The following is a 19005-nucleotide window of genomic DNA, read 5'->3' as shown; positions in this document are numbered from 1 at the left end:
TTCCGCTCAGGGAACGGATTTCCTCGCGTCTATGACAGATAACAATCACGTGCACAAGCAGCCTCTGCCTTCCCTCGCGATTGCCGCGATCGGAGTGGTGTTCGGCGATATCGGCACGAGCCCGTTGTACTCGCTGAAAGAAGCTTTCAGTCCGTCACATGGCATTCCGCTGACCGATCAATCGATTCTGGGCGTGATCTCGCTGCTGTTCTGGGCGATCGTGATCGTGGTCGGCATCAAGTACGTCTTGTTCGTGATGCGCGCTGACAACAACGGCGAAGGCGGCGTTCTCGCGCTGATGGCGCTGGCGCTGCGCTCTCTCAACGAGAAATCGAAAATGGCCGGCTTGCTGATGATGCTCGGCATCTTCGGCGCCTGCATGTTTTATGGCGACGCGGTGATTACACCGGCCATTTCGGTGATCTCGGCGGTCGAAGGTCTTGAGATCGCCGCGCCCCATCTGTCCCATCTGGTGTTGCCGCTCACCATGGTGATCCTCGTGCTGCTGTTCTGGATTCAGCGGCACGGCACGGCCACCGTCGGCCGCCTGTTCGGTCCGATCATGGTGCTCTGGTTCCTGGTGCTCGCCGCGCTGGGTCTGTGGCACATTCTGCAGTCGCCGAACGTGATCCGCGCACTTAACCCGTATTACGCCTACACCTTTATGGCGGCGCACGTGCTGCAGGCGTACGTGGTGCTCGGCTCGGTCGTGCTGGTGCTGACCGGCGCCGAAGCGCTGTACGCCGACATGGGCCACTTCGGTGCCAAGCCGATCCGCATGGCCTGGTATTTCCTCGTGATGCCTTCGCTGGTGCTGAACTACTTCGGCCAGGGCGCGCTGCTGATGCACGACCCCAAGGCGATCGAAAACCCGTTTTTCCTGCTCGCACCGGACTGGGCATTGCTGCCGCTCGTGGTGCTGTCGACGGTGGCGACCGTGATCGCTTCGCAGGCGGTGATTTCCGGCGCCTATTCGTTGACGAGCCAGGCGATCCAGCTCGGCTACGTGCCGCGCATGAAGATCCTGCACACGTCGGAACTGGCGATCGGCCAGATCTATGTGCCGGTGGTGAACTGGATGCTGCTGTTCATCATTCTGTGCATCGTGATCGCGTTCAAGAGCTCGGATAACCTTGCCGCCGCGTACGGTATCGCGGTGACGGCCACCATGGTGATCACCACGATCCTCGCCTGCGTCGTGATGGTGAAGGTGTGGAACTGGAACAAGCTCCTCGTGGCATTGATCATCGGCGTGTTCATGGCGGTCGACCTGGGATTTTTCGGCGCCAACCTGCTCAAGGTTGCGGAGGGCGGCTGGCTGCCGCTCGGCATCGGCGCGTTGCTGTTCTTCCTGCTGATGACGTGGTTCAAGGGCAGGATGATCGTCAAGGAGCGCACGGCCGCCGACGGTATTCCGCTCATGCCGTTCCTGCAAGGCTTGCTTGCGCACCCGCCGCATCGCGTGTCGGGTACGGCGATCTATCTGACGGGCAGCGATTCGCTCGTACCGGTGAGCTTGCTGCACAACCTGAAGCACAACAAGGTGCTGCACGAACGCACCATTTTCCTGACCTTCATGACGCTCGACATCCCGTATGTGAAGGATGCTGAACGCGTGACGGTAAAGGATCTCGACGGCGGCTTGTACCTCGTCAAGGCGGCGTACGGTTTCAACGAAACGCCTGACGTGAAGGCGGTGCTGCTGGAGGTGGGCCGCACGCACGACATGACCTTCGAGATGATGGACACGTCGTTCTTCCTTGCGCGCGAAACGGTGGTGCCGACGCAGTTGCCGGGCATGTCGGTGTGGCGCGAACGTGTGTTCGCATGGATGCATCAGAACGCCGCGAAACCGACCGATTTCTTCAGCATTCCCGCTAATCGGGTGGTGGAGTTGGGCACGAAAATCGAGATCTGATGAGCGCGACGGATCGAGGTTCGCACGCGCCTTGCATGTGAAGGCGCTGCAAGCGAAAAGATAAAAAAAGCCCACGCAATTGCGTGGGCTTTTTTTTGCCGCTCGATCTAGTGGACGTCAGTGCGTGAGCGCATCACGCACCGACGAACCCGCTTACTTCTGCTTGAGCTTGGCGAAGGCGGCGGCCATTGCGCCGCCTGCTTCCGGCTCGCGCGAACGCTGTTGCTGCGCGCCGCGCCCGCCGCCAGAGGAACGGCCGCGATCCTGCTGGGCGCCGCCGCCGCTGCGTGGCGCCGCTGCCGCGCCGAACTCGTCGTCCAGACGCATGGTCAGCGCGATACGCTGGCGCTTCACGTCGACTTCCAGCACCTTCACCTTGACGATCTGGCCGGCCTTGACGACTTCGTGCGGGTCTTTGATGAACTTCGTCGACATGGCCGACACGTGCACCAGACCGTCCTGATGCACGCCGATGTCGATGAACGCACCGAAGGCCGCCACGTTCGTCACAACGCCTTCCAGCACCATGCCCGGCGTCAGATCGCTGACTTTCTCGACACCTTCACGGAAGGTCGCGGTCTTGAACTCGGGGCGCGGGTCGCGGCCCGGCTTTTCGAGTTCCAGCAGAATGTCGCGCACGGTCGGCAGGCCGAAACGTTCGTCGACGAATTCCGTGGGCGACAGGCCGCGCAGCGCGTCACGATTGCCGAGCACTTCGCCGACATGCTTGCTGATTTTCGCGAGCATGCGTTCCACGACCGGATACGCTTCCGGGTGAACCGACGAGCGGTCGAGCGGGTTCTCGCCATTGTTGATGCGCAGGAAGCCGGCGGCCTGTTCGAAGGTTTTGTCGCCCAGACGCGGCACCTTGCGCAGATGTTCGCGCGACGGGAACGGGCCGTTTGCATCGCGATAATCGACGATGTTGCGAGCGAGCGTGGCGTTCAGACCCGACACGCGCGCGAGCAAGGCGACCGACGCCGTATTGGCATCCACGCCGACCGCGTTCACGCAATCTTCGACCACCGCGTCGAGCGAGCGGGCCAGATCGCGCTGATTCACGTCATGCTGGTATTGGCCGACACCGATTGCCTTCGGTTCGATTTTCACCAGTTCCGCGAGCGGATCCTGCAGACGGCGCGCAATCGACACGGCGCCGCGCAGCGACACGTCCATGTCCGGGAATTCCTTCGCGGCGAGTTCGGAAGCCGAGTACACCGACGCGCCGGCTTCGGAGACGACGATCTTCTGCAGCTTGAACTCCGGATGACGCGCGATCAGTTCGCTCGCCAGCTTGTCCGTTTCGCGCGACGCCGTGCCGTTGCCGATACTGATCAACTCGGCCTGCGTCTGTGCGCAGATGCGCGCCAGTTTCGCAATCGAGCCGTCCCAGTCGCGGCGCGGCTCGTGCGGATAAATCACGTCGGTGGCGAGCACCTTACCGGTCCGATCGACCACCGCGACTTTCACGCCGGTACGCATGCCCGGATCGAGGCCGATCACGGCCTTCGGGCCTGCCGGCGCGGCCAGCAGCAAGTCTTTCAGATTGCGCGCGAACACGCGAATCGCTTCGTGTTCGGCTTCGTCGCGCAGATTGGTGAGCAGTTCGTTTTCGATGTGCGGCTGCACCTTCACGCGCCAGCACCAGCGGCACACATCTGAAAGCCACTTGTCGGCCGGGCGGTTCTGATTGGCAATGCCGAAGTGACGGGCGATCAGCGCTTCGCCCGGATGCGGCACCTGCGCGTCGAGTTCTTCGCCGAGACCCAGCTTGACCATCAGCACGCCCGCATTGCGGCCGCGGAACAGGGCCAGCGCGCGATGCGACGGCACAGTCCTGATGGTCTCCGCATAATCGTAGTAATCGCGGAATTTCTCTTCTTCCGCGGTTTCCTTACCTTCGACCACTTTCGACGACACCACGCCCTGGTTGAACAGGTAATCGCGCAGCTTGCCGAGCAGATCCGCGGTTTCGCCGAACTGTTCGGAGAGGATGTCGCGCGCGCCGTCGAGCGCGGCCTTGATGTCGGCGACGCCTTTCTCGGCGTCCACGTAGGCAGCGGCTTCGATTTGCGGGTCGAGCAGGGGATTGGCCAGCAGTGCGTCGGCGAGCGGCTGCAGGCCGGCTTCGCGGGCGATCTGCGCGCGCGTGCGGCGCTTCGGCTTATACGGCAGATACAGGTCTTCCAGCACCTGCTTGCTGTCGGCGGCTTCGATCGCGGTGCGCAGCTCGTCGGTGAGCTTGCCCTGTTCGTCGATGCTCGCGATGATCGTGGCGCGCCGCTCCTCGAGCTCGCGCAGATACAGCAGGCGTTCCTCGAGGTTACGCAGTTGCGTGTCGTCGAGATTGTCGGTCACTTCCTTCCGGTAGCGGGCGATGAACGGAACAGTCGCTCCTTCGTCGAGAAGTTGCACCGCGGCCGCGACCTGGCGCGGCTGGACGGACAGTTCGGCGGCGATGCGCTGTACGATCTTGAGTGCTACGGTTTCCGTCATAAGGTCTTGGTGTTCCTGCTACTCAATCAAAGGTCGCGCGGGAATGGCACACGCCTGGCACACGTCCGGCACATGCCAGACACATGCCAGACACATGCCAGACACATGCCAGGCGCACACCGGGCAAGCCGGTGCACGCTGGGCGTGCGCGCTGCGACCAGGTTGCTGGAGCGGGGCATTTTGCCATAAATGCCAAAGGGCTCAACCGCGGGGTGATAGAATTTCAGGCATGTTCCGTTGACCATTTACGACGTTGCCAACCTCCTTGTCCCTCAACCGCCTGGGCTCCCGCTTGGTCTCTCGCTTGTCACAATTGCCGTCTTTTCTGTCACTGAATGTGTCGCGATCGCCGCGTATGTCTGCGGGTATGTCTCTGACATCGCGCCTGTCGGCGTCGCGGCCCGTGTTCCAGTCAGCGTTTCCGTCCCGCGGAATGTTTTTCGCTTCGTGCGCCTCATGCGTGATGGCGGTTGCGCTGGCTATGTCCGCGCCGGCCGTGGCGCAATCCGCGGCGCCGCTCGAAGCTGCCAGCAGTCTTGCGCCGGTAGCCGCTTCAGGGGCGGGGGCAACGAGCGGCACGAGTGTCAAGGACGGGGGCAATGGCGGCAACGCGGAGAATGCCGATAGCACGGCATCGCCCGACAGCGCGTTCGACGCGCGGCAGAAGGTCCTGGATCAGCGCACCGAGGAAAACAACTACCGTTACGCGGTCGCCGAGCACGATTGCTACAGTAAGTTTCTCGTCAACCACTGTCTGAACAAGGCGCGCGACAGCATGCGCTCGGTGCAGGCCGATATCCGTAAGGAACAGCTCGCGCTCGACGGCGAGCAGCGTGTCCAGCGCGCGCGTGAGCGTGACGAGCAGACGGCGCTCAAACGCGCGCAAGACGAAGCGAACGCGCCGCAGCGCGCCGCCGACGACGCACGCAACGCCCAGGCCTACGAAGACAAGCAACGCCAGCACCAGCTCGACCAGGCGCAGCGCGCTGCCGAAGCGCCGCAGCGCGACGCCAACGCGCAAGCCTATCAGCAGAAGCTGCAACAACATGCACTGGATCAGGCGCAGCGCGGCGTCAGTCCGTCGCAGGCCGCCGCTAACCAGCAGGCTTACGACCAGAAACAGGGCGACTTCCAGCGCAAGCTCGCCGAGGCGCGTCAGCAGGGTGCGCAGAAGGCTCAGGAGCGGGTCGAGAAGCAGCAGACCTTTGAGAAGAAGCAGGCCGATGCGGCGCAACACAAAGCCGACGTCGAAGCGCGCCAGAAGCAGGCGGCCGAGAAAGCCGAGCAGAAGCGTCAGGATCAGTTGAAGCAGCAGCAGGAACTCGAAGAGCAGCAGAAGCAGCAGCAACAACAGTAATTGCTGCGCTGTGTTTGTCTCTGGTAGGGTTGCAGGAGCGAAGTACCGTAGTCGCCGTAACGCATTTAAAGCCGGACAGCAACCTCCGGCACGGGCTGCACCACGCCGCCCGTGCCGCTTACGAGAGGAGGCGAGCATGCGCGATCAACATCACGTCATCACCGCGGACACACTTCGCGACCGTATTCTGCAACTGGAATCGGAGCATAGTGGGCTCGATCGTTTGATCGACCGAATGTCGGATGAGCCCGGCATCGACGACTTCGAGTTGCAGCGCCTGAAAAAGCGCAAACTCAAAGTCAAGGACACCATCATCTTGCTGCAATTGCAGCTCGAACCGGACGCACGCGCCTGAATTCGCGGCCTGGCAGGTGCCGGGTCGCGCCGCGCGCGCCGGACTTTGCAGGAAACGCTTGCCTTGAATTCACCGCTTGAAACTTCACCCCGCGCCACGGCGGGCGACGACGCTTCGGCGGCCGGCGTACCGGCGGCCGGCGCTCCGGTGGCCGGCACTCCGGCGCCGCGTCCTCCCGCGTCTGCGCTCTCCGCGTCGTTGAACCCACGCCGCGTCACCGAGCTGGACGATATCTTCGCCGAGAACGGCCTGCTCGCGCGTCAGATCGACGGCTATCGCTCGCGCGCGTCGCAGATCGAGATGTCGCGCGCCGTCGCGGCGGCCATGGAAGCATCGGGGCGCGCGATGCCCGAGCCTGCGATGTTCGAAGCGCAAAAGCGTCCGGCGCGACGTCTGCAAGCGTCAGGCGCGGATGCGCCCGCTGACACCGCGGAAAACGACGAAGCGAACGGTCTCGACGGCAGCGAAAACACGCTGATCGTGGAAGCGGGTACCGGCACCGGCAAGACCTACGCGTATCTCGTGCCGGCCATGTTGTGGGGCGGCAAGGTAATCGTCTCCACCGGCACCAAGCATTTGCAGGATCAGCTCTTTCAGCGCGACATTCCGACCGTGCGCGACGCGCTTGCCGTGCCGGTATCGGTGGCCATGCTCAAGGGCCGTGCGAACTACCTGTGCCACTACTATCTGCAGCGCACGGCGGATAACGGCCGTCTGCCGTCGCGCCAGGAAACCTCGTATCTGCAGGACATCATTCGCTTCGCCAAGATCACGCGCACTGGCGACAAGGCCGAACTCGCGAGCGTGCCGGAAACGGCGGCGGTGTGGTCGATGGTCACGTCCACGCGTGAAAACTGTCTTGGCCAGGAGTGCCCGCATTACAAGGAGTGCTTTGTGATGCAGGCGCGTCGCGAGGCGCAACAGGCCGATATCGTCGTGGTCAATCACCATCTGTTTTTCGCCGACATCATGTTGCGCGATACCGGCATGGCCGAGTTGCTGCCAACGGCGAACACCGTCATCTTCGACGAAGCGCATCAACTGCCGGAAACCGCGACGCTGTTTTTCGGCGAGACGCTTTCCACCACACAGTTTCTCGAGCTCGCGCGCGATTCCGTGGCGGAGGGCCTCGGTCACGCGCGTGAATCGGTTGACTGGGTGAAGCTCGGCTCGACGCTCGAACGCGCGGCGCGTGACGTGCGGCTTGCATTCAAGGAAGATTCGGTGCGTTTGTCGATCGGTCAGTTGCCCGACGATCATCCCTTGTTCCCCGCGCTCGAAACGCTTGAAACCGAGCTCGACGCGCTGACCTCGGCGCTGGCCGGTCAGGCCGAGCGAGCCGAATCGATTGGTGCGTGTTTGCGCCGCGCGCGCGAGTTGCAAGGCGTGCTCGCGGGCTGGACGACACCGCCCACGGAGACCGAACGTGCAGCCGCTGATGCGGCCTCGGCGGACGCCCAGGCCGAGCGTGCCGACCCGAATGAAAAGGTGCGCTGGATCGAAGTCTTCGCGCATACGGTGCAGTTGCATGAAACGCCGCTGTCGGTCGCGCCGATCTTCGCGAAGCAGCGCGCCGGCGTGCCGCGCGCGTGGATCTTCACGTCGGCGACCTTGTCGGTGCGGGGCGACTTCACGCACTATGCGGCGCAGATGGGCCTGAACGCAAAACGGTCGATGACGCTGCCGAGTCCCTTCGACTATCCGACGCAAGGGCTTCTGTACGTGCCGCGCAATTTGCCGCAGCCTTCGTCGCCGATGTTCACCGACGCCGTGTTCGACGCTGCATTGCCCGCAATCGAGGCGTCGGGCGGCGGCGTATTCATGTTGTGCACGACGTTGCGCGCGGTGGACCGCATCTCGGCCAAATTGCGCGACACCATCGAGGCACGCGGCTGGGATTATCCGTTGCTCGTGCAGGGTGACGCGAGCCGCACCGAATTGCTCGACCGCTTCCGTACGTACGGCAATGCGATTCTGGTGGGCAGTCAGAGTTTCTGGGAAGGCGTGGACGTGCGTGGCGATGCGCTTTCGCTCGTCGTGATCGACAAGCTGCCGTTTGCGCCGCCCGATGACCCGGTGTTGTCGGCGCGTCTGGATGCGCTGACGAAGAAGGGTTTGAGCCCGTTCGCGGTCCATCAGTTGCCGCAGGCCGTGATTACGCTCAAGCAGGGCGCAGGCCGTCTGATTCGCGCTGAGACCGATCGCGGCGTGCTGATGATCTGCGACACACGTCTCGTCGACAAACCGTATGGGCGCCGTATATGGCAGAGCCTGCCGCCATTTAAACGCACCCGCGAGATCGAAGTCGTACGCGAGTTCTTCGAAGAGCGCGCAACACCGGCAACATCAGCCGAATAAGTTATCCATTACAGGCCGTTGTAAAAAGCGGCGCTTAAATGACAAAACGCCACGGATGTGAATCCGTGGCGTTTTGCTTTACTACGCGGAAAATCAAATCTGATTTTCCGCGTAGTTCTCGCCCAGAGGCGAACCCTATCGAACCCTATGCGACAGCTTACTGGCTTGCGCCCGAAGCCGGAGCAGCGGCAGCAGCGTCGCTTGCAGCAGCAGCCGCACCCGAAGCAGCGTCCGTAGCCGAAGCAGCAGCATCGCTCGCAGCAGCAGCCGCACCCGAAGCAGCAGCCGAAACGTCCGAAGCGGCGGCCGTTGCTGCCGAGGCAGCAGCCGTTGCGTCGCTAGCTGCGGTCGTAGCTGCCTGATCGCTGCTCTTGTTGCATGCAGCCAGTGCCACAACTGCCAACAGGGATGCTACGAGGAGGGATTTCTTCATGATCACGTCCTTTTATGGTTAAAGGTAAGCAACAGCGCAAAATAATACCGGTAATGTGCTCCAACACCGACCTGGGCCGCTGGTGGAGACGCTCTTTTGACGAGCTAGAATCTTCCCTACGGCTTGGGCGGAAATTATATGCACTTTCGTACTGACAATCCATAAATCCGGGGTCAATACGTTGTCTTTCTCATACAAAATTTCACAGTACGGTATAACAGGCGGGCAGAGTTACGCAAGCTCGCCCACTTGTATCCAGCCCGCACAATACCACTCGTGAAGCAGTGCTGTCACCGACGAATCGTGTGAGAGTGTTACAAAGCGTTTCGCACTCATACACCGGTGGTCAGCGAGGTCAAACAACCATTTTTTCGCGCCATCAAACGGCATTTCCTCTCCATTTACGAAGAAAAAACGGCGGTTGTACAACAAATTACTCTTGCGGTCCAGCCGGATGCCGGACTTCGACGCCTGAGTGATGAAACGGGCTTCATTGAGCGGCCGTTGCGGCGGATCAAAGACGACGCTCGGCTTCGGTTCACTGAGGTATGTCCCAAGGAACGTTGCAATGTCCTGCTCACTCCATTTAACCCGAGCAAGGATTGCGCCAACCCGTTCGATCAACGCGGCGGGCAGCTCGGCCGGACGTTCGACGGCGGGTTGCCGGGGGTCGCGATAAAGCGCATCTGGCCGCGCAGCCGACTCGCCGCGCTCGGCCAGATGGTAGAGGAACTGCGCGGTCAACTCGCCTGCGGAGGGCGCGCGAAAACCGATCGAACAGGTCATGCATTCGCCCTCGGCGACGCCGTCATGGGCGATATGCGGCGGCAGGTACAGCATGTCGCCGGGCTCGAGCAGCCATTCCTCTTCAGGTTCGAAATGCTGTAAAACTTTCAAAGGCAAACCCGGTTGGAGCGTCAGGTCTTTCTGCGCGCTGATCCGCCAGCGGCGCTTGCCTTTTACTTGCAAAAGAAACACATCGTAGGAATCGAAATGGGGGCCGACGCCGCCGCCGTCGCTCGCATACGAAATCATCAGGTCGTCCAGACGCGCGTCCGGTACAAAGCGGAAACGGTCGAGCAAGGCCCGTGCGCGATCGTCGTAAAGGTCCACGCCTTGTACGAGCAACGTCCAGGCGCGCTGCTTCACCGACGGCAGTTCGTCAGGCGCGAACGGGCCGTGCTCCAGCTGCCATTTGTTGCGAAAGTGCGTGATCAGACGCGCTTCGACTTCGTCACGGTCGGCCAGTTCGAAAAATTCATCGCGCGACAGCGGCGCCTCCACGTTCGGGATCGCCTGGCGGATCAGCAGCGGTTTTTTTTGCCAGTACCGGCGCATGAATTGCGACGGTGTCAGGTTGCCGAGCAAGGGCGTGGGCGTCTCGGGCGAGGGCGGCAGGCCGGGGAGCGGCGGCTTTGAAGCCGACGAAGATTTCCGTGCCGAAGCTGCGTCGGCCGGGTGGTCAGTGGGCCGCTTGGGCATCGTATAATGTGAGTTGTATTCTGGAGAATCGAATGAAAATCGCAAAGAACACCGTCGTGTCGGTCGCTTACAAGCTGTCGGATGCGCAGGGCAATCTGATTGAAGAAAGCGACGAGCCGATGGTCTATCTGCACGGCGGCTATGATGGCACGTTCCCCAAGATCGAGGAAGAGCTCGACGGCCACGAGGCCGGCTTCGAGACTCAGATTCAGCTTGAACCGCAAGACGCGTTCGGCGAGTACGACCCCGATCTCGTGAAGATCGAGCCGCGCGATCGTTTCCCGGAACCGCTCGAAGTCGGCATGCAATTCGAAGGCACGCCGGAAGAAGGCGACGAGGACCTCGATTCGCTCGTCTACGTGGTGACCGACGTGGCCGAAGACAAAGTCGTGCTCGACGGCAACCATCCGCTCGCCGGCATGGCGCTGCGTTTCGCGCTGACCGTCAAGGACGTGCGTCCGGCGACCGAAGACGAAATCCAGCACGAACACGCGCATGGCGCCGACGGCCTCGAAGTCCTCGACGACGATGACGACGAAGCTGAAGACGACAAGTCAGGGCCCACGCTGCACTGAGCTTGCGGGCGTGCCGGGAGCGTTTGAGGAAGCACCCGGCGCGCGCAGCAAAACAGCCGAGGCGGGCGGGGCGGACATGGCCGGGCCATACTCGCCGTTGCCGTCGTTCGCCGGTCCGTATTGCTGCGGGTCGGATTGCGGCTGACCCGGTTGTGGCTGCCCGGGCGTTTGCAACATTGGCGGTAACTCGGAAGCGGGGCCTAGCGCAGGCACGGCCGGCATCGAAGCCGCAGGCTCATCGCGCGGCTGCAAAGATGGCGCCGCGGGCATGGGCATTTGCTTCGGCACATCGCGCACACTGACGCGGAACGGCGGTTTCCTGCCGAGATCCGCTTCAATCTGAATCCACTGGTTAAGACGATCATGCGGCGCGAGTGCGATACGTGTGAGATTCGTCACCAGCATCCCCTTGTCATTGCGTAATGGCTGATCGATCACGAAGCCGGCGCTTGCACGCTCGTCGTCGCAATGAATCACCAGCACGGGTCCGCGGAAAATCTGCGCGAGTTTGACAAGGCTGCGTTTGAGTTCCAGAAAACCGTCGCGGCGCGTGTTGCGCGTAAAGCGCAGCCATGCGAAACGGTCAGGCCGTTCGTATCGCTCCGGATCGGGGTCCCCCTGAATGAAGACGACAATCGCGCGTGCGTCGCGGCGTTTCGCGTATTCGGCGGCGTGCTCGAGCCAGAATGCATTGGCGATCACGCGATCTTCGAACTCGCCATTGCGGCCGCCCGCCGTCAGGTAGTGATTGTTCGGACCCGGCGCGTTCAGACCGACAAACACGGTGTCGCCGACTTGCCAGCGCACGTTCTCCCGGAACGGACGAAAGCGCGACACCTCGCTCTCGCGCGTCAACGCGATCGGGTTCTGACCCATCGACGTGGAGTCGGTGAAGAGGGTCTGGCGTAGCTGGTCGAGCCGCTCGACCGGGTCGAAGCCGCCGGCCTCGGCTGTGCCGCAGTCGGCCCAGTCATGCTGGCCGGGAATAAAGAAGAGGGCGGGCCGCGACGTTTCGAGCAGCGCGTGGCGCCGGTCGTACAACGCATCCCGGCAGGCTTCTTTCGCGCCCTTCAGATTTCCGTCGTAGACGATGAACGATATTTCACGGTCGCGGCCGATCGCATCGATCAGGCGTTGTGTGGGCGCTTCGTCGGCGGGGTTTTGCATCGTGTTGGCGATAACCGCGAAGGCGTAACGCGGCGTTTCGGCATGCACGAGCGGAGTAAAAACCACAAGCGGCACCAGCGCCACAAGCGCAATCAGCGGCGCGAGGCCGCTCCTGAGCGCGGGGGCGATGGTCAGCGCCGCGCAAAATTTGCGCGGGCGCTGCGAGGGCCTGTGTGCGTCAATGATCTGCATCCGGCGCGGCGGCCAGGTCGTGCAGTTCATACAGCAGATCGAGCGCTTCGCGTGGCCGCAAATCGTTCGGATCGATTGCGCGCAGACGTTCGACGAGTGCCTGCATGGCCGGCGAACCCGCTGCTGATTCTTGCTTGTCGTCGCGTCCGTCGCGTTCATCGTCGGCGTCTTCGAGCAGCATGGGCAACGGGGCTGCGAACAGATCGAGTTGCGGTGCGGGTTGCGCCGCAGATTGCTGTTCGAGATGCGCGAGATGCTTGCGGGCGGCGCGAATTACCGCGTTCGGCACACCGGCCAGTTGCGCGACCTGCAAACCGTAGCTCTGATTCGCCGGACCTTCACTGACCGCGTGCAGGAACACGATGCCGTGCCCATGCTCGACCGCCGAGAGATGCACATTGGCCGCGTGGGGAAACTCGGCGGGCAACTGCGTCAATTCGAAATAGTGGGTGGCGAATAGCGTATGACAGCCGTTGTGCGACAGCAGATGCCGCGCGATGGCCCAAGCCAGTGCGAGGCCGTCGAACGTCGACGTGCCGCGCCCGATTTCGTCCATCAGCACAAGACTTTGCGGTGTGGCGTCGTTCAGGATCGCTGCGGCTTCGGTCATCTCCACCATGAAGGTCGAACGGCCGCCGGCCAGATCGTCGGCTGCGCCGATTCGCGTGAAGATGCGATCGATCGGACCAAATGCCGCGCGACGTGCCGGCACATAGCTGCCGACGTATGCCAGCAACGCGATCAACGCGGTCTGCCGCATGAAGGTCGATTTACCGCCCATGTTCGGGCCGGTGATCAGCAGCAGTTTGCGCTCGGGCGTGAGCGTGCAGTCGTTAGCGATGAACTGCTCGACCTGCGCCTCGACAACCGGATGCCGGCCCTGTTCGATTTCGATGCCGGTATCCGGCGAAAACGTTGGCGCGACCCAATCGAGCGCGCGGGCGCGTTCGGCGAAGGCGGCCAGCAGATCGAGTTCGGCGAGTGCCGCGGCGACCCGCTGGCAGTCCGGGATGAAAGGCAGCAATGCTTGCAGCAACGCGTCGTAAAGCGAGCGTTCGCGGGCCAGTGCGCGTTCCTGTGCGGACAGCGCCTTGTCTTCGAACGTTTTCAGCTCCGGCGTGATGTAGCGCTCGGCATTTTTCAGCGTCTGACGGCGGCGGTAATCGTCCGGCACCTTGTCAGTCTGGCCGCGCGTGACTTCGATGTAGAAGCCGTGCACCTTGTTGTACTCGACGCGCAGATTGCCGATACCGGTGCGCGCCCGTTCGCGTGTTTCGAGGTCGATCAGGAACTGCCCGCAGTTCTCCGAAATATCGCGCAACTCGTCGAGTTCGGCATCGTAGCCGCGTGCGATTACGCCGCCGTCGCGCACCATGGCGGCTGGCTCTTGCGCGACCGCGCGCTTGAGCAATTCGACGCACGCTTGCGGCGGCTCCAACGACGCATCGATACGCGCCAGCGAATCCGCATTGGACGACACGGCCACGAGTTGCGTGCGCAGCTCCGGCAAGGCGATGAACGTATCGCGCAGGCTCGACAGATCGCGGGGTCGCGCCGACAGCAGCGCGAGCCGCCCGGTAATCCGCTCGATGTCGGAGATGTGCCGCAACGCGCCGCGCAGCGTGTCGACGCCTGCGCCCGGCGGCGCGTCGAGCAAAGCGCCGATGGCCTGCTGACGTGCCTGCGCCACAGCGGCTTCGCGCGGCGGATGATGCAGCCAGTGGCGCAGCAGACGACTGCCCATGGTCGTACAGCAGGTGTCGAGCAGCGAACACAGCGTGGGCGATTCGGTGCCGCGCAGCGTTTCGGTGAGTTCGAGATTGCGGCGCGTGGCGGGGTCGAGCCCGATATATTCGGACTCGTATTCGACCTTCAGGCTGCGCACGTGGCGCAATTGCTGGCCTTGTGTGGCCGCCGCATACAGCAGCAGCGCACCGGCCGCGCCGCATGCCGCTGTCAGCGAGTGCGCGCCGAAACCGTCGAGACCGGCCACTTCCAGCTGATCGCACAAACGCTGCGTGCCCGAGGCGATATCGAAGTGCCAGACCGGCACGCGGGTGAGGGCGCCGGCGTTGACGGGGGGCGTCCAGCTCGCGGAGTCGGCGGGCGCATCGGCCACCAGAATTTCCGCGGGACGAATCCGTTCGAGCGCGGCGGCCACCTGGTCGGGCGCGACTTCGGCGAGGCGCAGTGCGCCGCTCGCCAGATTCAGCCACGCGAGCCCGACGCTCGTTGCAACGCCGCGGCGGTTATGCGCGACGCACAGCGCCATCAGATAGACGTCGTTCTTATCGGACAGGAGCGCGGCATCCGTCAGCGTGCCCGGCGTGACTACGCGCATGACTTTGCGCTCGACGGGGCCTTTCGACGTAGCCGGATCGCCGATCTGCTCGCAAATCGCAACGGATTCGCCGAGCTTCACCAGCTTGGCCAGATATTGCTCGACGGCGTGATGCGGCACACCCGCCATCTTGATCGGATTGCCCGCCGACGCGCCACGCTGCGTAAGTGTTAAATCGAGCAGGCGCGCGGCTTTTTCCGCATCTTCGAAGAAGAGCTCGTAGAAATCGCCCATCCGGTAGAACACCAGCGTGCCCGGATGGTCCGCCTTGATGCGGAGATATTGCTGCATCATTGGCGTATGTTGTGCGACGTCATTGGCCGCTGCGGTTTGAATGCCCATCCTCGGTGTCTTCTTGCGTTAGCTGTTCAGGGCGTGAGTTTAACCTGCCGGCGTGGCGAGCGGACCCTGGCCGAACGGCTAATCCGCAAAGCAGTTCGCCTGCCTTGCGGCAAATTTCCGCGCCGGCCGGGCGACGCTCGCCACGCCGTCATTCTTCCACCAGCGCCCGCATATCCACCGTGCGCTCGTTTACGGCACTGCGCCGTTTTGCGAGCCACATCATGAACGTGACGAAACTGCCGAACACGACAATGATCCATTGCGCCGGCATCCTCGCGGTGAGCAGTATCGCGTAGGCGCCGAGCATCAGCAGCACGGCCAGATTCTGGTTGAAATTCTGCACCGCGATCGAATGTCCCGCGGAGAGCAGCGTCGCGCCGCGATGCTGAAGAATCGCGTTCATCGGCACGATAAAAAAGCCGGACAGCGCGCCGAGCAGGATCATCAAAGGATAGGCGAACAGGATATAGAACGGCAGAACATACGAGCCGACGCGAATGCCGGCGCCCGCCGGAAACAGGTCCTTGTTGTAGAACGCTACGGCGATCGCCACCGCGCCGGTGAGAATGCCGATCGGCAGCACGCGCAGCGAACTGCGCAACGGAATCAGCGCGGCCGCGGCCGCCGCGCCGACGGCGATGCCGAGCCCCGTGACGCCTTGCATCACGGCAGCCTTCGAGAGCGACAGGCCGAGGTTCACGTTCGCCCATTTGAGCACCAGCAGTTGCAGCGTGACCGCGCCGCCCCACATCAGCGTCGTGACCCACAGCGCGATCTGCGCGAGCTTGTCGGCCCACAGCACGTTAAAGCAGTGATAGAAATCGCCGACCAGTTTCTTCGGCTCGGTCAAACGGTTCGGATAACGCGCGCCGGTGTCGGGAATGAAAATGTTGATCGCCGCCGCGATGGCATACGTGACCATCACCGCGAACATGGCGAGATCGGCGGACGAGCGGATTAGCGGCAGTTGTGCATGCGCGACGAATTTATCGGCCAGGGTGCTGATCAGCGCACCGCCGACCATCGTGCCGACAATCGTCGACAGGACAGTGGCCGATTCGAGCCACGCGTTCGCCTTGACGAGTTTTTCCGCGGGCAGGAGTTCGGTGAGAATGCCGTATTTGGCCGGCGAATACGCAGCCGCGCCGAAGCCGACCACGCCGTACGCGATCATCGGGTGGACGCCGGCGATCATCATCAGGCAGCCGCTCGCTTTTAGCGCGTTGGAGATGAACATGACGTGCCGCTTTTGCATCGCGTCGGCGAACGCGCCGACGAAGGGGGCGAGCAACACGTAGGAAACGGTGAAGAAAATCTGCAGCAGCGGCGTGACCCACGCGGCCGACCGGATCACCGATAACAGGGCGATGGCGGCGATCAGCAGGGCATTGTCCGCGAGCGACGAAATGAACTGCGCCGCGATAATTGTGTAGAAGCCTTTTTTCATGAAGCGGATCGAAAGCTGCGCGGAAATCTGGTGCGAAGCAGGGCGCTGCAAAAAACGCGCGAAACGCACCCGGCGATCGAGCGTGCCGGCGCGGCTTCCCGCTTTGTAGCACGAACGCCTGCCGGATGCAGGCGCGCCAACGAAAAAGCGGCCGAAGCCGCTTTTTCGTGTTGCCGAAGCTGAAGCCGAAGCTGAAGCCGAAGCCGAAGCCGAAGCCGAAGCCGTAGCCGGCCGGGTGACGGGTTGGGTCCTGAGACCCCGAGCCCTTAAGCCGCTTGCTGACGCGTGCGGCTATAGCGCGAGAGGATCGGGATCATCTGCGCGTAGACCTTCGGATTGCCCGCGACGATTTCGCCGACGTGCAGGAAATCCGAGTCGCCCGTGTAGTTGCCGACCAGACCGCCGGCTTCCGTAATGAGCAGGCTGCCTGCGGCGACGTCCCACGGACTCAGGCCTTGTTCGAAGAAGCCGTCCATGCGGCCCGCAGCGACGTTCGCCAGATCGAGCGCGGCGGCGCCCGGACGGCGCAGGCCGGCGCAGGCTTCGGTCATTTCAGCGAACTGGCGGCCGTACGCTTCGAGGCTGTCCTTTTCACGGAACGGGAAGCCGGTGCCGATCAGGCCGTCAGCCAGGCGGTCGCGCTTGGCGACGCGGATGCGGCGGTCGTTCAGGAACGCGCCGCGGCCGCGCGAGGCGGTGAACAGGTCGTTGCGGGTCGGATCGTAGACCACGGCCTGGGTCACGGTGCCCTTGTGGGCAAGCGCGATCGAGACGCAGTAGTACGGAAAACCGTGGATGAAGTTGGTGGTGCCGTCGAGCGGATCGATGATCCACTGATATTCGGACTCGTTGTCCGACTTGCCGGATTCTTCGGCGAGGACGGCGTGATCGGGGTAGGCTGTCTTGAGCGTGTCGATGATCGCCGCTTCAGACGCTTTGTCGACCTCCGTGACGAAATCGTTGTGCTGTTTCTTGCTGACCTGGAGCAGATCGAGGTCGAGCGACGCGCGGTTGATGATCTGGGCTGCGCGGCGCGCGGCCTTCACAGCGATATTGAGCATGGGATGCATGAGACTGGATCCTTGTGCCGGGGCAGCACGGCTGCTTACCGGTAAATGAGCGCGGAATAAGCGCTAATTGAGCGCCATCAAGGGGCGCGGAAACAGCACGGAACGCACGCCCGATCAAGGACCGGTGCACATTCCGCCGACGGAGACGAATTGAATAAGAACGAGGCGCCGGACTTTTCGTAGGCGATAAGCCGGGCGCGAATAGGGGTATTTTACCTGAGTCCGGGCGCCGCGGCAGCGGTTGCTGTCCGGCACGGCGGTAGATGACGGCCGATTGGCGCGCGTTTTGTGCGGCTGTGACACGCAATTCACGCGCAACTCACCCGTGATTCACACGCAACCCACGCGTAATTCGGAGCCGATGCGGGGTTGGCGCTACCATACGCGTTCTTTAGCTTGCCGAATTCCACCGTGGACCACACCCACCATTCTTCCGATCCCTCCGTGGCCGAGCTGCGTGGCGGTTTTACGTCGACGCGCTTCGTGCTCGTCGAGCCCAGCCATCCCGGTAACGTCGGCGCGGCGGCGCGCGCGTTGAAAACCATGGGTTTCTCGCGTCTCGTGCTGGTGTCGCCACGTGTGCCGCACGTGCAAAGCGATCCGGAAGCCATCGCCATGGCGAGCGGCGCCGACGACGTGCTGGCCTCCGCGCACGTCGTACCGACGCTTGCCGATGCGTTGAGCGGCGTGCATTGGTCGATCGCGTTGACCGCGCGGCTGCGTGAATACGGGCCGCCGCAATGGACGCCGCGCGCTGCGGCCGGCGTCGCGCGTGAGCAGGCGGTGCATGGCGAGATCGCGCTGGTGTTCGGCAACGAGCGCACGGGTTTGTCGAATGAGGACGTCGAACGTTGCAGTGCGCTCGCGCATATTCCGGCCAATCCGGCCTATAGCTCGCTCAATCTGGCCCAGGCCGTGCAGGTGTTGGCGTATGAATTGCGTACGGCGTATCTGTCGGATGGCGATGCGACGGCTGCAGCATCTGCGGTGGCTCAGGCGGCCGCCGGGCAGGGCGAGCCGGTCGGCGCCCGGGCGGCAAGCGACGAGATCGAAAGCATGTACGCGCATCTCGAAAGCGCGTTGGTCGCGCTCGAGTTTCTCGATCCGGCGAATCCAAAGAAGCTGATGTCCCGCTTGCGGCGTCTGTTCGCGCGTTCCGGTCTGGAGCGCGAGGAAGTGAATATCGTACGCGGCATCGCCAAGCATATTTTGCTGAAAACCAAACCGCCGGGCGACGACGCTTCTTAAGGGCAGCGCGACTGAGCCACGGTCGGCGAAACCGCGACGTCGCGGCCAAGCCAAGGCCGGATTGCAACCAGGCCGCAAGGTATCGGCCCGCCAGCCCAACCCCATCCGGCGCAGCACTCGCCCCCAATCGACGACCTTGCCGGCAGCGTGGGCTTCCGGCAGGTTTCGCGCAATCGTCCTACAATCGCTCGAAACGTTCTAAGCAAAGCTGCCGATCTGCTATG

The 19005-nt window shown here is 62.9% G+C and carries 13 protein-coding genes; 6 read left to right on the top strand and 7 right to left on the bottom strand.

Going from position 1 to position 19005, the window contains the following annotated elements:
- Nucleotides 1–31 precede the first annotated feature (31 nt).
- On the top strand, nucleotides 32–1918 hold the full coding sequence (locus tag ACOSV0_RS12870; RefSeq protein ID WP_434106546.1) for a potassium transporter Kup: 1887 nt from the start codon (nucleotides 32–34) through the stop codon (nucleotides 1916–1918).
- Between the two features lie 153 nt (nucleotides 1919–2071).
- Here ACOSV0_RS12870 and ACOSV0_RS12865 read toward each other — a convergent pair whose 3' ends face one another.
- Nucleotides 2072–4414, bottom strand: a complete 2343-nt coding sequence (locus ACOSV0_RS12865) for a Tex family protein (RefSeq protein ID WP_434106545.1) — start codon at nucleotides 4412–4414, stop codon at nucleotides 2072–2074.
- Nucleotides 4415–4847: 433 nt separating this feature from the next.
- On the opposite strand from ACOSV0_RS12865, the gene ACOSV0_RS12860 reads away from it, so the two are divergent.
- The 3 genes from ACOSV0_RS12860 to ACOSV0_RS12850 all read left to right on the top strand — a co-directional run bounded on the left by ACOSV0_RS12860 (nucleotide 4848) and on the right by ACOSV0_RS12850 (nucleotide 8484).
- The gene (locus ACOSV0_RS12860; RefSeq protein ID WP_434110267.1) at nucleotides 4848–5771 is read left to right on the top strand and encodes a hypothetical protein; all 924 of its coding nucleotides are present in this window, start codon (nucleotides 4848–4850) and stop codon (nucleotides 5769–5771) included.
- Nucleotides 5772–5907: 136 nt separating this feature from the next.
- Nucleotides 5908–6126, top strand: a complete 219-nt coding sequence (locus ACOSV0_RS12855) for a DUF465 domain-containing protein (protein WP_028199545.1) — start codon at nucleotides 5908–5910, stop codon at nucleotides 6124–6126.
- A 63-nt stretch (nucleotides 6127–6189) separates the two neighbouring features.
- Nucleotides 6190–8484, top strand: a complete 2295-nt coding sequence (locus ACOSV0_RS12850; protein ID WP_434106543.1) for an ATP-dependent DNA helicase — start codon at nucleotides 6190–6192, stop codon at nucleotides 8482–8484.
- A gap of 157 nt (nucleotides 8485–8641) precedes the next feature.
- Here ACOSV0_RS12850 and ACOSV0_RS12845 read toward each other — a convergent pair whose 3' ends face one another.
- Both ACOSV0_RS12845 and ACOSV0_RS12840 read right to left on the bottom strand, forming a co-directional pair.
- Complete coding sequence (locus ACOSV0_RS12845) at nucleotides 8642–8917, bottom strand: hypothetical protein (protein WP_434106542.1); 276 nt, start codon at nucleotides 8915–8917, stop codon at nucleotides 8642–8644.
- Between the two features lie 231 nt (nucleotides 8918–9148).
- Complete coding sequence (locus tag ACOSV0_RS12840; protein ID WP_434110265.1) at nucleotides 9149–10399, bottom strand: JmjC domain-containing protein; 1251 nt, start codon at nucleotides 10397–10399, stop codon at nucleotides 9149–9151.
- Between the two features lie 32 nt (nucleotides 10400–10431).
- Between ACOSV0_RS12840 and ACOSV0_RS12835 the strand changes: the two genes are divergently transcribed.
- Nucleotides 10432–10974 carry an FKBP-type peptidyl-prolyl cis-trans isomerase gene (locus ACOSV0_RS12835; protein WP_093633511.1) on the top strand — a complete coding sequence of 181 codons (543 nt, stop codon included), beginning with the start codon at nucleotides 10432–10434 and terminating at the stop codon, nucleotides 10972–10974.
- On the opposite strand, the gene ACOSV0_RS12830 is transcribed toward ACOSV0_RS12835, so the two are convergent.
- The 4 genes from ACOSV0_RS12830 to ACOSV0_RS12815 all read right to left on the bottom strand — a co-directional run bounded on the left by ACOSV0_RS12830 (nucleotide 10954) and on the right by ACOSV0_RS12815 (nucleotide 17533).
- A complete protein-coding gene (locus tag ACOSV0_RS12830; RefSeq protein ID WP_434110263.1) occupies nucleotides 10954–12333 on the bottom strand; it encodes a hypothetical protein in 1380 nt (459 codons plus the stop codon). The genes ACOSV0_RS12835 and ACOSV0_RS12830 overlap by 21 nt on opposite strands.
- Complete coding sequence (gene mutS / locus ACOSV0_RS12825) at nucleotides 12320–15016, bottom strand: DNA mismatch repair protein MutS (protein ID WP_434106541.1); 2697 nt, start codon at nucleotides 15014–15016, stop codon at nucleotides 12320–12322. Before mutS ends, ACOSV0_RS12830 begins: the two co-directional genes overlap by 14 nt.
- A gap of 148 nt (nucleotides 15017–15164) precedes the next feature.
- Entirely contained in the window at nucleotides 15165–16463 is a 1299-nt protein-coding gene (gene lplT, locus ACOSV0_RS12820) for a lysophospholipid transporter LplT (RefSeq protein ID WP_434106540.1), read from the bottom strand.
- A gap of 266 nt (nucleotides 16464–16729) precedes the next feature.
- The gene (locus ACOSV0_RS12815; protein ID WP_434106539.1) at nucleotides 16730–17533 is read right to left on the bottom strand and encodes an inositol monophosphatase family protein; all 804 of its coding nucleotides are present in this window, start codon (nucleotides 17531–17533) and stop codon (nucleotides 16730–16732) included.
- 411 nt (nucleotides 17534–17944) lie between these two features.
- Here ACOSV0_RS12815 and ACOSV0_RS12810 point away from each other — a divergent pair, with 411 nt between their 5' ends.
- A complete protein-coding gene (locus ACOSV0_RS12810) occupies nucleotides 17945–18781 on the top strand; it encodes an RNA methyltransferase (protein WP_434106538.1) in 837 nt (278 codons plus the stop codon).
- The last annotated feature ends 224 nt before the right edge of the window (nucleotides 18782–19005 follow it).

Source organism: Paraburkholderia caffeinilytica (assembly GCF_051027425.1).
Taxonomy (GTDB): Bacteria; Pseudomonadota; Gammaproteobacteria; order Burkholderiales; family Burkholderiaceae; genus Paraburkholderia; species Paraburkholderia caffeinilytica_A.
Note: the sequence above shows the minus strand (reverse complement) of the source record. Positions and strands in the feature narration are given on the sequence as shown.